Origin of the sequence: Roseiflexus castenholzii DSM 13941 (genome assembly GCF_000017805.1) — a bacterium.
Taxonomy (GTDB): Bacteria; Chloroflexota; Chloroflexia; order Chloroflexales; family Roseiflexaceae; genus Roseiflexus; species Roseiflexus castenholzii.
The window spans coordinates 1-13,314 of the sequence record NC_009767.1 but is presented as its reverse complement, the minus strand read 5'-3'; the positions used below and the strand labels follow the sequence as shown (position 1 = coordinate 13,314).

Annotated in this window: 14 protein-coding genes; 5 read left to right on the top strand and 9 right to left on the bottom strand. The window is 60.7% G+C overall.

Annotation, left to right across the window (positions count from 1 at the left end; translation table 11 throughout):
- Positions 1-43: 43 nt before the first annotated feature.
- On the top strand, positions 44-316 hold the full coding sequence (locus RCAS_RS00080; protein ID WP_041330089.1) for a hypothetical protein: 273 nt from the start codon (positions 44-46) through the stop codon (positions 314-316).
- A gap of 623 nt (positions 317-939) precedes the next feature.
- Here RCAS_RS00080 and RCAS_RS00075 read toward each other — a convergent pair.
- The 6 genes from RCAS_RS00075 to greA form a co-directional block, all read right to left on the bottom strand.
- Positions 940-2,253: a lysophospholipid acyltransferase family protein gene (locus RCAS_RS00075; protein ID WP_011997558.1), complete on the bottom strand. Its 1,314-nt coding sequence runs from the start codon at positions 2,251-2,253 to the stop codon at positions 940-942.
- Between the two features lie 231 nt (positions 2,254-2,484).
- The gene (locus RCAS_RS00065; RefSeq protein ID WP_011997557.1) at positions 2,485-3,423 is read right to left on the bottom strand and encodes an NAD-dependent epimerase/dehydratase family protein; all 939 of its coding nucleotides are present in this window, start codon (positions 3,421-3,423) and stop codon (positions 2,485-2,487) included.
- 16 nt (positions 3,424-3,439) lie between these two features.
- On the bottom strand, positions 3,440-3,835 hold the full coding sequence (locus RCAS_RS00060) for a type II toxin-antitoxin system death-on-curing family toxin (protein WP_011997556.1): 396 nt from the start codon (positions 3,833-3,835) through the stop codon (positions 3,440-3,442).
- A gap of 196 nt (positions 3,836-4,031) precedes the next feature.
- A complete protein-coding gene (locus tag RCAS_RS00055) occupies positions 4,032-4,247 on the bottom strand; it encodes a hypothetical protein (protein WP_041331322.1) in 216 nt (71 codons plus the stop codon).
- Positions 4,248-4,316: 69 nt separating this feature from the next.
- Positions 4,317-5,786: a lysine--tRNA ligase gene (gene lysS / locus RCAS_RS00050; RefSeq protein ID WP_011997554.1), complete on the bottom strand. Its 1,470-nt coding sequence runs from the start codon at positions 5,784-5,786 to the stop codon at positions 4,317-4,319.
- Between the two features lie 133 nt (positions 5,787-5,919).
- Positions 5,920-6,393 (bottom strand): transcription elongation factor GreA, encoded by a 474-nt coding sequence (gene greA / locus RCAS_RS00045; protein WP_011997553.1) that lies wholly within the window; start codon positions 6,391-6,393, stop codon positions 5,920-5,922.
- A gap of 461 nt (positions 6,394-6,854) precedes the next feature.
- Between greA and polX the strand changes: the two genes are divergently transcribed.
- The 4 genes from polX to RCAS_RS00025 all read left to right on the top strand — a co-directional run bounded on the left by polX (position 6,855) and on the right by RCAS_RS00025 (position 9,775).
- Positions 6,855-8,597: a DNA polymerase/3'-5' exonuclease PolX gene (polX, locus tag RCAS_RS00040; RefSeq protein WP_011997552.1), complete on the top strand. Its 1,743-nt coding sequence runs from the start codon at positions 6,855-6,857 to the stop codon at positions 8,595-8,597.
- 30 nt (positions 8,598-8,627) lie between these two features.
- Complete coding sequence (locus RCAS_RS00035; RefSeq protein ID WP_011997551.1) at positions 8,628-9,056, top strand: HIT family protein; 429 nt, start codon at positions 8,628-8,630, stop codon at positions 9,054-9,056.
- A gap of 95 nt (positions 9,057-9,151) precedes the next feature.
- Complete coding sequence (locus RCAS_RS00030) at positions 9,152-9,349, top strand: hypothetical protein (RefSeq protein WP_232280106.1); 198 nt, start codon at positions 9,152-9,154, stop codon at positions 9,347-9,349.
- Complete coding sequence (locus tag RCAS_RS00025) at positions 9,350-9,775, top strand: hypothetical protein (RefSeq protein WP_011997549.1); 426 nt, start codon at positions 9,350-9,352, stop codon at positions 9,773-9,775.
- 37 nt (positions 9,776-9,812) lie between these two features.
- Here RCAS_RS00025 and RCAS_RS00020 read toward each other — a convergent pair whose 3' ends face one another.
- From RCAS_RS00020 to dnaA, 3 genes are all read right to left on the bottom strand, one after another.
- A complete protein-coding gene (locus tag RCAS_RS00020) occupies positions 9,813-10,190 on the bottom strand; it encodes a YbgC/FadM family acyl-CoA thioesterase (protein ID WP_011997548.1) in 378 nt (125 codons plus the stop codon).
- 38 nt (positions 10,191-10,228) lie between these two features.
- On the bottom strand, positions 10,229-11,392 hold the full coding sequence (locus RCAS_RS00015) for a lipocalin-like domain-containing protein (protein ID WP_011997547.1): 1,164 nt from the start codon (positions 11,390-11,392) through the stop codon (positions 10,229-10,231).
- A gap of 110 nt (positions 11,393-11,502) precedes the next feature.
- On the bottom strand, positions 11,503-12,945 hold the full coding sequence (gene dnaA, locus RCAS_RS00010) for a chromosomal replication initiator protein DnaA (RefSeq protein ID WP_011997546.1): 1,443 nt from the start codon (positions 12,943-12,945) through the stop codon (positions 11,503-11,505).
- Positions 12,946-13,314: the final 369 nt, after the last annotated feature.

Here is a 13,314-nt window from a genome sequence, read left to right as displayed (position 1 = left end):
ATTGTTCGGCTCGCGGGTTCAACCGTCGCGCGTGAAACAGGGAATGCGCCCCCTTGCCCGTGCCACCGTCCTGCTGCTTGCCGTGCGCCGGGTGATCCACGAAGAGCGCGAAGCGACACGAAGCAAGACGGTTGGCGTCGGATTATTCGGCTCGCGGGTTCAACCGTCGCGCGTGAAACGGGGAATGCGCCCCCTTGCCCGTGCCACCGTCCTGCTGCTTGCCGTGCGCCGGGTAATCCACGAAGAGCGCGAAGCGACACGAAGCAAGATGGTTGCGTCGGATTGCTCGGCTCGCGGGTTCAACCGTCGCGCGTGAAACGCGGAATGCGCCCTCTTGCCCGTGCCACCGTCCTGCTGCTTGCCGCGCGCCGGGTGATCCACGAAGAGCGCGAAGCGACACGAAGCAAGATGGTTGCGTCGGATTGCTCGGCTCGCGGGTTCAACCGTCGCGCGTGAAACGGGGAATGCGCCCCCTTGCCCGTGCCACCGTCCTGCTGCTTGCCGCGCGCCGGGTAATCCACGAAGAGCGCGAAGCGACACGAAGCAAGATGGTTGCGTCGGATTGCTCGGCTCGCGGGTTCAACCGTCGCGCGTGAAACGCGGAATGCGCCCTCTTGCCCGTGCCACCGTCCTGCTGCTTGCCGTGCGCCGGGTAATCCACGAAGAGCGCGAAGCGACACGAAGCAAGATGGTTGCGTCGGATTGCTCGGCTCGCGGGTTCAACCGTCGCGCGTGAAACGCGGAACGCGCCCCCTTGCCCGTGCCACCGTCCTGCTGCTTGCCGCGCGCCGGGTAATCCACGAAGAGCGCGAAGCGACACGAAGCAAGATGGTTGCGTCGGATTGCTCGGCTCGCGGGTTCAACCGTCGCGCGTGAAACGGGGAATGCGCCCCCTTGCCCGTGCCACCGTCCCGTCGCTTGCCGTTTGCCTCGCACCGCTCACCCAAAGAATATCGACCGTCGCGCGGCGGTGCGTTCATCGAGCAGCGACTGAATCCGGCGCTGTACCAGATCGTTGATCTGCGCAATTGTCGTCGGATCGTCGGCGGCTGCGGCACCATAGACGGATGGGTCAATCGGCGTGTCGAAGATGATCGACCATTTGCTCGGCAGTGGTGTAATGCCCAGCAGACCAAACCACGGGAACAGCGGCGTCAGCGGGAAGTAGGGAAGGTTCAGCAGTTGGGCGACCGGGCGGACGTTGATCAGCATCGGGTAGATCTCTTCGGCGCCAATGACGGCAACGGGAATGATCGGCGCACCGGCGCGCAGCGCAACCCGAATGTAGTCGCGCGCATCGAAACCGGTCAGGCGGTAGCGGTTCCAGAAGAGTTTCCCTGCCCCCTGCGCGCCTTCTGGAAAAGCGCAGACGAGTTGACCGTCGTCCAGCAGGCGCGCCGCATTCTCCGGCAGCGCCGGCGCCTGACCGAATGCGGCAAGGGCAGGCGCAAGACCGGGCACGGTTATCATCCAGGGGTCGTGGAGCGACCGCACCAATCGCTGTGATGGATGATCTTCGAGCACGGCGGTGGCAATCATCGCGCTATCCCACGGCAGGACGCCGGAATGGTTCGCCAGCAGCAGCGCCGGTCCTTCAGCGGGGATGCCATCGAGTCCTTCACTCGTGACGCGCCACCAGGAACGGTAGAGGAAACCGGCAACCGGGCGCACCAACTCGATGAGTTCGGAGTCCATCCCGTAGGCGTCAACGGCAAACTCGCCGCGCAGCCGGCGCTGGATCAGCGCCGTCAGTTCGGTGACCTGATACTGAAGCACCATGGCGATACCACGCCAGAAATCCGGGTCGAGATAGTCGCTGTTGAACACATTCTGGCGTAGCGCTGTCACGACATTATCGAGCGCCGGCGGGCGCAGGCGCTCAAGGTTCTCGCGGATCAGGCGCAGGAGGTCGGCTGCCAGATCGCGGGTTTCTGCCGATCCTTCGGTCTGATTGCGGATCTCGACTTCCAGCTCCTGCACGGCTGCGGCAGTTTCGGCGCGCAGTGTTGCAACCGGATCGACCGGCGGGGGGCGTTCACCGGCATACGCCACGCCGATCTCTTCCTCTGGCGCCGGCGGCGCCTCTTCCGGCTCCGGCGCAGAGATTTCAGCGGGCGCAGGAACAGCGTCGGAGAGCGGGATATGCTCTTCCGTTTCAACGGCAGGCGCAGTCTCTTGAAGTCCTTCCACGACATTCGATTCATCTATCGCTGGAGACTGATCGTGGGTGTTCGATTCGGGAGCGTCCGACATGTCCACCTCCTCTGGAACAACGGATGCGGTTATTTCAGGTTGTTCGGTCGCGGCTGCGCGCTTCTTTCTGGAAGAAGCCGTGCGCTGTTCACTCCTGGGGCGTTTCGGACCGGCGGACGGTGTTGTTGTGCGTTTTCGCGCACGAGCCGCAGGTGGTGTGGGGTCACGTTCGACGTCGTTGTTCGAATCAGACATAGATGCACTCTCAACAAGGCGTGAAGCGCCGGCGGATCATGCGTGATCCGCAGCGAATTCACGCAGCGTCTCATCTGGCCGGCGCTGCGGTTCCCAGTGCAACGCACACACCGCGCGGCGGGTATCGCCCACGCATGCATACTGAAGATACTCGATCGGGAATGGCAGCGTGCCGATCAGCGAACGAAGCGGCTCCAGGAACGATGCCGCCTGAAACGCCAGCGCGGGCAGCGGCAGCGGCTGCCCGCCGGCGAACAAAATTGCCTGCGACAGGAGCAGGGGAGGATGCGCTGCGACATTGAACGCGCCATCGACCTGATCGTTCAGAGTTGCCAGCGCGAGTGCGACGGCGGCATCGTGGATGTGAAGCACCTGCACCCGCGGGTCGAACCCTGCCAGCATCGGCGCCGGGCGACGGGTAAAAAACTGCACGACAGGCGAGCGGACGCCATTGCCGGCAACCGGCGCACAGCGGACCATCGTAATCTTCACATCGGGATGGCGCGCTTTGAAATCAGCCACCAGACGTTCAATCTCGATATAATCCTGAAGCAACCCGGCGGGAGCGCCGCCGGACAGTGGCGCAGTCTCCGCAAAGAACAGCGGTGCGTCGGCGCGCGCGCCGTAGACCAGCGTGCTGCTCCGCATCACAATGCGCTTCACCTCTGCGGCATGGCAGGCGCCGAGCACTTCGATAGCGCGATACACATTGCCGCGACCGGGAATCTCGTAGGGGAGCGTCTCTTCTTCGCCGGACATGTCAAGATGGACAACCGCATCCACGCGCGAGGCGCGCATCATGGTGAGCAGTGTTTCGCCGCTCATATCGCACACGCGCACCTCGACATCGGCGGGCATCTGTTCAGGAGCGACCCGTCCCACGCCAACCACACGCATGCGTGGCTGTGTTGCCAGAATGCCGGCAACAAGGCTCCCCAGCACGCCGCCGATCCCGGTGACCAGCACTGTTGCCATGCTCACCTCTATCAAGTTATGCCGAGTGATCCAGGCGCTGACGCAGCCAGTGCTCGACCCCGCCGCGATCCAGGTCGGAGTTGGAAACGGAGCGCACCAGCCAGAGCAATTCCGCCTCCGCCACGTCGTTGCGTAGCGATGCTTCATTGAGGGCAAGAAAACGCAGCATACAGAGCAGCGCCGTCGACTCGTTGGCGCTGACGAAGGGGCGGCTCTTGATCATCAGAAACATCAACGCCGCAGCCTTGCTCGGCACATCAGGGTACAACTCAGCCTCGAAGAGCACCTGGCGCGGCGCCGTCACCACCGACATCAACCGGTCGTGACTGGCGATCCCCAGACGCCCCCCATACCGCAAAACCGCATACGTATGCAGGTCCAGCACATCGTCTGTTGTCAGATACTGGATCATGCCACAACATTGCTCGAATGAACGCACAGGCGCAAAGCCCCGCAGCCACTATCATACACCGTTGCGTTGTCGCGCCTTTGCGTCAGCCTCTCTGAGAAGTCCTCCAACCCGTCCGTAAGGACCTGAGGCGGGCAGGCGCAAGACCTGTTCCTCTGCCGAATGGTGTCTGGTTCTCAGTTCTTGGTTCTTAGTTCGCTCAGATTCCCGCCAGTTCACGAAACATTTTATCGTACTTATCGCTCACACCACGCGCCCATTCACGCAACTGCGGACTCATCGGGCGACGCAGCAACACCTCGTTCTCCGTAAAGATCAGTTCGACCAGTTCCTCGTCGCCAAGCCCGACGGCGCGTAGCCAGCCCTGCACAGTTTCGGGCAAATTCTCCCGTTCGATGGTAAACGATCGTGGCAATGCTTCCTCCCCCATGCCCGTGGGACCATTCATCCTCCTATCGACCCTTCTTGTGTCATCCGCACATTCTCACTCCCGCGGTCGCAGATGCGGGAAGAGGATCACCTCGCGAATGCTCGGCTGATCGGTGAATAGCATGACCGTCCGGTCGATGCCGATCCCCAAACCGCCGGTTGGCGGCATGCCGTACATCAGCGCATTGAGAAAATCGACATCCATCTGTTGCGCTTCATCGTCGCCAGCATCATAGGCGCGCCCCTGTTCGAGAAAGCGTTGTTCCTGGTCGAGCGGATCGTTCAACTCAGTAAAAGCATTGCCGATCTCCATTCCTGCCACGACCGGCTCGAAACGTTCGACCAGCAAAGGTTGATCGGGGCGTCGTTTGGCCAGCGGCGACAGCGCCACCGGATGATCGAGCACGAAGGTCGGTTGGATCAACGCCGGTTGCACATAGACGCTGAACAGTTCATCGACCTGTCGCCCCCAACCCGGCTTGAGATCGACCTTCAGCCCGGCGGCGCGAATTGCCTCCTGAAGCGGTTCGAGTTCGGTCAATTCGAGAATATCGATGCCGGTACGTTCGGCAATCGCTGCGGGAATCGAGACGCGCCGCCATGCAGGACCAAAATCGATCGTCTGTCCCTGAAACACAATGGTTGTGCTTCCGGTGACTTCCAGCGCCAACGCGCGATACAGATCCTCCACCAGACGCATCATATCGTGGTAATCGGCATACGCCTGGTAGCACTCCATCATTGTAAATTCAGGGTTATGCGTGCGATCGACCCCTTCGTTGCGGAAGACCTTGCTGATCTCGTAGACACGCTCGAAACCGCCAACGATCAGGCGCTTCAGGTAGAGTTCGACGGCGATGCGTAGATAGAGATCTTGCTTCAGTTGGTTGTGATGGGTGATGAACGGGCGGGCAGACGCGCCGCCGTAGATCGGTTGCAGGGTTGGCGTTTCCACCTCGAGAAAACCACGTTCATCGAGAAACCGGCGCATCGTGCGGACGATCGTCGCGCGGGTGCGAAACACGTCGCGCACCTCGGGATTGACGATCAGGTCGAGGTATCGCTGGCGATGGCGCTCCTCGATATCGGAAAGCCCGTGCCACTTTTCGGGTGGCGGGTTGAGCGACTTTGCCAGCACTCCCATGCGCGTGACGAACACCGAAGGTTCGCCGCGTTGCGTGCGGCGCAGGGTTCCGCTGGCTTCGACAATGTCGAACGTATCGAGATCGTCGCGAAACCGGTCGAACCACTCGTCGCCAAGGTCGCCGCGACTGAGCCAGAGTTGGATTCGCCCCGACTCGTCTTCGATATGGGCAAACGCCAGTTTGCCTAGCACCCGGCGCGCACCGACAATCCGACCGGCGACAGTCACCTGTTCACCGCGATCCATCAATTGATCGAAGCCGGCAAGGACCTCCCCAATCGTATGGGTGCGTTGCGCGCGTGGCGGATACGGATCAATGCCCGCGGCGCGCAGCCGTTCGAGTTTCGCAAGGCGCTGTTGCTGTAGTTCGTTGAGTTCCATAGCGCCTATGATACGCCATTATGGTTAAAACGCAAATGGATTCAGACGTATTCATCGAAACGCGCGCGAACATCACCCCCTTTGGATGACATCCGCGCGCGTTCGGTCGTGGAACCGCCGACAGGCAGTGCGGTTACTGAATGTTGAGGATGGTGAGTTTCATAGTGCCGGAGGGCGTCTCCACCGTAACCTGCTGGCTTGGTCGTTTGCCGAGCAGCGCTGCGCCGATGGGCGACTCATTCGATATTTTGCCTTCGCTCGGTTTTGCCTCCGTGCTGCCGACGATTGTCCAGGTTTCTTCTTCGTGCTCACCGTCGATGCGCACGGTCACGCGCGAGCCGATGCGAACTTCGTGGTTGCTGCCGTTCTCTTCATCGATGATTTGAGCGCGGGCGAGAATGCTCTTGATCTCGCGGATGCGACCTTCGAGATGAGCCTGCTGATTTTTGGCATCCTCATATTCGCCGCTTTCTGAGATGTCACCCAATTCCTTTGCAGCGTTGATGCGCTCTGCGATCTCTTTGCGGCCCTTGGTGACAAGCTCTTCCAACTCGGCTTCGAGCCTGGCGCGCCCATCACGAGTGAGGTATGCTGGTTTGTCGCTCATCGTTCTTGCCTTCTTCCGACGCTTGTTCCTGCTGTGCCCGCCTGCGTTGCGGTTCGCCGCCGTCGTGGAGCGGCATCTGGCGCTGTGAGGCGTTCCCTGTGCGCCGCGCGCAGCGGTGACGCAGGCAGGAAATACCCCAATGGACCCGACGCGCATGCGCGCCCGATTGCATCGTTGACCATGCTCCTGATGGGGATGACACAGGGGGTGTGGTCACCCGCCGCATCGTGCGCGTAAATGAAACGACTGAGAGCATGCTCTCAGCCTCCCGCTCGGGGTTGCCTCACCAACGTTATCTATTGCATACCGTTGGCGATTGTCATTATATGCGATTGCACACCGTTTGTAAAGCATGGACCCGGCTTCAGGTCTGCTCGAGCGTTCGCGGCGCCCTTCCCGATTGCAGCAACAGCACCACCGATACCCCGACATGCTATAATGCGCGTCGGGGACCAGAAAATATGACAGCATACCCGACTAATCACGATATTGCGGAAGTTTTCAGCGCCATTGCCGATCTGATGGAGATTCTGGACGAGGATCGGTTTCGCGTGCAGGCGTATCGGCGCGCCGGCGATGTGATTCGTCATCTGCCGGCGCCGCTGGCGACCTACCGCGCTCGCGGTGAATTAGAGCAGATCCCTGGCGTTGGCAAAGCCATCGCCGAAAAGATCGGCGAACTCCTCGATACCGGGGAGTTGCCGTACTACAACCGGCTCCGGGAGAAGGTTCCTCCCGGCGTGCGTGAATTGCTGCGCGTTCCTGGCATCGGTCCGCGCACTGCCGGTCGCCTCTACCGCGAACTCGGGATCACCAGCCTGGCAGAGTTGAAGGTTGCTGCCGAAGCCGGGCGCCTGGCGGCCCTTAAGGGGTTTGGTGCGAAAACCATTGACAGCATTCTGCAAGGCATCAGCGCGGCGGAGCGGCAGGAGCGTCGGATGCTGCTGGCGCACGCGATCGATAGTGCCGAAGCGTTGATCAACGCTCTGCGCGCCGCTGTGCCGGCGCTGAGTCAGGCGGCGTATGCCGGCAGCCTGCGCCGTGGCCGCCCCACTGTTGGCGATCTCGACATTCTGGCGGCTGCCGATGATGCGCCCGCTGTTGTGCGCGCCTTTACGATGCTGCCGCTCGTGGCACGGGTCGAGTCGGCAGGGGACGAAAAAGCCAGCATTCTGCTCCATAATGGCATGCAGGCGGACCTGATCGCGGTTCCGCCGGGCATGTGGGGGTCGGCGTTGCAGCACTTTACCGGCAGTAAAGCGCACAATATCCACTTTCGTGAGCTGGCGCTGGCGCAGGGATTGAGTTTCAGCGAGCATGGCTTCCGTCGTGCCGATGGCACGCTGCTGACATGCGCCACCGAGGAAGAGGTGTACGCTGCCATCGGTCTGCCCTGGATTCCACCGGAATTGCGCGAGGACGAGGGGGAGTTCGAGGCGGCGCGCGCCGGCACGTTGCCGTGCCTGGTCGAACTCAGCGACATCCGCGCCGATCTCCATCTGCACAGCACCTGGAGCGACGGACGCGCCGATATTCGCACCATGGCAGAAGCCGCGCGCACCCGTGGCTATTCCCATATCGCTATCACCGACCATAGCGCGTATATGGGGATGACTCACGGATTGGATGCAGAGCGCCTGCGCGCACAGCGCCAGGAGATCGCAGCATTGAATGCCGAATATGCGGCGCGCGGTATTCCGTTTCGCATCCTGCACGGCGTCGAGGTCGATATCACTCCTGAAGGAAATCTGGCATTGCCCGACGATGTGCTGGCGGAACTCGATATTGTTGTCGCTTCGGCACATATTCAGTTGCGTCAGTCGCCCGAAGCAGCGACCGAGCGGTTGATCCGCGCCGTGCGCAATCCGCACGTCGATATCATCGGGCATCCGGTGGGGCGGATGCTGGGATCACGCGACGGCGCGCCGGTCGATATCGATGCGCTGGCGTATGCCGCTGCCGAGCATCGCGTGCTGCTGGAGGTCAACAGCGGACCGCACCGCCTCGACCTGGATGGCGCCGCAGTGCGGCGCGCGCTGGCGTCTGGCGCTGTCATTACCATCAACAGCGATGCGCACCATCCCGACAATCTGGCGTGGATGCGGTTCGGCGTCGTCACGGCTCGGCGCGGTTGGGCTGGTGCGGCGCAGGTGGCGAACACCTGGAGTGATGAAGCGCTTCAGGAGTGGTTGAGTCGACGTTGAGCATTTTGGAGTATCCTGGGAGGGAGAAGTATGGCATCTGTCTTTTCACGCATTGTGCGTGGTGAACTGCCGTCAGCGAAAGTGTATGAGGACGACGAGACGCTGGCGTTTATGGATATTAATCCCGCCAGTCGGGGGCATACGCTGGTGATCTGTAAGGAAGAGCACCCGGACATTTTCACCACACCGCCACATCTGATTGCGGCGGTTGCGCAGACGGCGCAGAAAGTGGCGCTGGCGCTCCGCGCTGCGCTGAACATCGATGGATTGAATGTCGTCCAGAACAACGGCGCCGCCGCCGGGCAGGTGGTGTTTCATTACCACGTCCATCTGATACCGCGCTGGAAGGGAGACCACGTGCTTCGACCCTGGACGCCGCATCCTGCCGACCCGTCTGAACTCCAGGCGATTGCGGAACAGGTTCGGGCGGCGCTGAACGATCAGAGGGTGGAACGTTGAAGGATTGACGGTGCGAGCGAAGCGCCATTGCACATTGCCACCGCGCCACCGGGAAGGCATGGATGCAGGCGCACCAGTGGAAGGCAAGACTCTTCATGAACAGTGATACCGGCGACACCCAATCGAATACCACGGAAGAGTTGACCGATAACGGCGTTAGCGCGCGTCGCCAGGCGTTTTCGGCGCTGCTGCTCTTGCTGCTGCTGCTGCTGATCCTGCTTCTGTTCGCGGCTGCCATCGAGCGCACCGACATTATCAATTTTACGTTTGCAACCTGGAGGTTGCCTGCCTGAATGGACGACGACGTTCACGCACTTGCCGCCGAGCAGGGTCTCAACCTCGAGGCGCTGCACGCTGCACTCGCCGCTCTGCGCATGCACGCAGGAGGTGATATTTTCTATGTGTTCTGGTTGCCCCGCGGGCGCGTTGGATCGGACAATGGAAAGAAACGTTCCCGCACCCTGCTCGCGTTTCCGTCTCCCGATGCCGCGCTGGGTTTCGCCCAACGCAATCGTCTGGTCCACCCTCCAGACGTTCCACGGCTTCGTCTCCTCTCCCTCGCGCAGTTGCTCCGCGCCATACTACGCGAACCTTCGATTGTGGCGCTGCACCTGGTGTTCGACACTGAGGACCTTCAATCGTATCCGCCGGGGCATCTCCCGCCCGGATTGCACCTGACTCGCGCTGATGTGGTGCGTCTGATTGGGGCGCAACCGTGAGAAGGGGACGCGCAGATCGCACCCGCATATCCGGTTGTCAGGAACGAAACTCTGGCGGAAACTCGCGCAGGTTGAACTGCGGGTCGAGGCACGCAAGTTCCACATCGGCTTCGACATAGGTTTGTCCGTCGCGTTCGATGCGCTGCTTGAACAACCCCCGGTATGGCGATTGCAGGGTGAAGGTGGAAACAACGTCGAGGATGTCGCCGAGTTGTGCAGCGCGCTTGAAGCGAATGTTCATCGCATAGACGACGATGTAGTAACCGGATTGATTCCACTCCCAGATCGACTTGCCAAACCGCTCCACGTACTCGCTGCGCCCACGCTCGAGGTATTTGAGGTAATTGGCGTGATACACGACGCCGAGGGCGTCGGTGTCTTCGTAGTAGACCTTACAGGTCAGACGATGCTCCACAGCCTCTCCTGTCGTGTCTTATGAAAGTATATGGGCATTTATCTGTCTGCCGGGGTATAACCGGTCATTTCGACATACCCGCTGCCACTTGCACTGCCGCTGATGGAAACGGCCCCTTCCCAGTACACAACTGTCGCCGGCAACTCCTGATCTGCCAGCAGCGGCGTCAGAGTGAGGTCAATCGCTTCCGCAGGCACACGCAGTCGCCAGCGTGCCGGGTAGGTCGCGCCGCTCCGCGGACTCGTCCACTCATCGAGCGGCTCGAGCGCCACATCATCGACGCTCAGGCGTCGCGCCGCTCCGTCTGCGCTCACAAGAACCCCTTTGCTGTAGGGATCAATGCTTCCATCACGCAGGCGCAACCGATAAAACATGAGATCACGTCCATCGTCCAGGTGGAGTGCGAACCAGTCCCAGCCGACCTGATTTTCGCCAAGCGCGCTTGTGCTCCACTCCCGGTCCATCCAGCCCAATCCGCGCACCTGATGCGTCATGCCCCCGATGCGCACAGCGCCACTGACCGGCATACGGGTAAAGGAGTAGTAGTACGACGCATTCCCTCCATCGGCGCTCTTCTGGCTCAACCCGCGGTCTCCCTGAAACACCGGCGGTTTGCCTGCCGCCAGCGTCAGATCGATGGCCACATCCCCTTCGGCGGCGTACAAACGCATAGGCATGCCATCGGGTCCCTGTCCTTCGGCAACCCAATCTTCCAGCCAGACGCGGAATGGCTCGCTCTGCGCCCCGGCAAGCCCGGCAGCGCCGCGACTGAAGCGCTCGAAGGCATGGAAGGTTCCGCCGGTGATGTCGCTGAGTGCGAAGTGTGCCATATAGACGCTGTTCGATGCCCATGCTGAAGGGCGCTCCGGGTCGCCAGGCATCAGTCCGGTGCGGAAAATAGTCAACTGGAAGCCAAAGCGCCTGCCTTCGACGGACTGGAGATTTCCGGTGTAGTACCACCACTCAATGGCATACTCAGGGTGGGGACCGTGGTCGCGTGGGAAAACGAAAGGGCGCGGCTCAATTGCGCGGGCAAAACCGGCGGTGGCGCCGCCGGCCATTGCCTCGGCGACGGCAAGCCGGGCGCGTGGCTCAACAGTCGCAGCGGGATCGCCACATGCAACCAGCAGCGCCACTGCCGCGACCATCACGATCAGGCGCTGCCTGAATGCCCGACAGCAGCGTGTATGACTGTGGATCATCGTGTATTAAGAGGAGTCGGCGCCGGGTGAAGACAGCCGACCGTGATGAGACCATATTGCTCTTAAAGCGACATACGAACGGCGGCTCGCTGCGGATGGCAGACCTCACGCTACACAGCGCTGTTCATCAACCGCTCACGAATCGCAGCGACTTCCTGGCGCAGCCGTGCATCGGTGTTGATCTCTTCAGCGATCTTGTCGCATCCATACATCACCGTCGTATGATCGCGACCACCGAGCAACTGCCCGATCTCCATCAGGCTGGAGTCGGTCTCCTCGCGGAGCAGATACATTGCCACGTGACGGGGAGTGACAATATTGCGGCTGCGTCCGCGCCCCTGGAGGGAGCGCAGATCAACGCTATAGAACGCCGCAACCTCGCGCAGGATCGCCTCGGGAGTGACCCGCTTGCGACGGTTCGTATCGAGCAATTCGCTCAACGCTGCCGTCGCCACCTCAATCGTGACCGGAATATTATACATTTGCGCGTATGCCGTCACCCGATTGAGGCACCCTTCAAGTTCACGAATGTGGCTTTGGATGCGTTGAGCCAGGAAATCAATCACCGGCTGTGGCACCGGAACCGGCGATTGTTCCGCTTTTGCGCGCAGAATCGCCGTGCGGGTCTCAAGGTCGGGCATTTGCACATCGACGATCAGCCCCCACTCGAAGCGCGAGCGCAGGCGTTCTTCGAGCGTCAGGATCGCTTTGGGCGACCGATCCGATGAAATGATGATCTGTTTGCCGGCTGAGTGCAGGGTATTGAAGGTATGAAAAAATTCTTCCTGCGTCTGCTCCTTGCCCGCAATGAACTGAATATCATCAATCAGCAGAATATCGATATTCCGATAGCGAATACGGAACTCCTCAGTCTGCTGGCGACGGATGGAGTTAATCAGGTCATTGGTAAAGGTTTCCGAGGAGACATACAGCACATTCACCTCTGGATCGCGATCCAGCACGAAATTGCCGATAGCGTGCAACAGGTGCGTTTTTCCCAATCCCACGCCGCCATACAGAAACAGCGGGTTGTACGCCTGGGCTGGATGTTCCGCCACGGCCATGCAGGCTGCGTTTGCCAGGCGGTTGCTTGGGCCGATGATGAAGCGGTCGAAGGTATATCGCGGATTGAGCATGCTGGATCGCACTGCCCGATGCAGTTCGAGTTGATGCACCGATGCGCGCTCAAGAGGATGGCTTATGCCGTTGCCATACCCGCCTGACAGTGGCGCGTGATGGTCGCTTTTGCGTGTATCGCGAGCGGCATGCCTGCCATTGATCGATGCACCGTCGATCCGCTCAGACTCAGACGTTGCCAGAACAATGCGGACATCGACAGGAAACCCGACGACCGATCCCAATTGCTCGCGGAGCGTGGTCAGGTAGCGGCTCTCGAGACCTTCTTTGATGAAGGCATTTGGCGCGCGAATGATCGCCACACCATTATCGATATCGAGCAGGTTGGCGCCACGCACCCATGTGTTGTACTCGTGGCGCGGCAGTTGGACCTGAAGCGATCCCAGGGTTGTGTTCCAGACTTTGGTGAGGTTCACAGCAACCTCCCTGATTTTGACAGACGAAAACCTCCTGGAGCACAGCCATTGGACTCCAGCGTGGCGTTGGTGCGATAGTTCAGCCAGCGCTTCTCTTCGTGAGGAGCTTCGCGTATGGTTTGCTCGTGTCACCGATCATACTCCATGCCTCTCAACTTTTCAAGCCAGAAGACGGCTTCGCTCTATTGCACTTCCTTATAGCCTGCACTCTCCGATCAGTGGTCGTGATTGTGAGATCGGGCACTCGCCCTTTTGCTATGTCGACCAACGGTTTGCAGAGTCGTGGATAACTTTGTGTACTGCATCGATCCTGCGGGATTGTTATCGCTTGTTTATGAGGAATGAGGCGGGGCGCCGGTAAAGCGACAA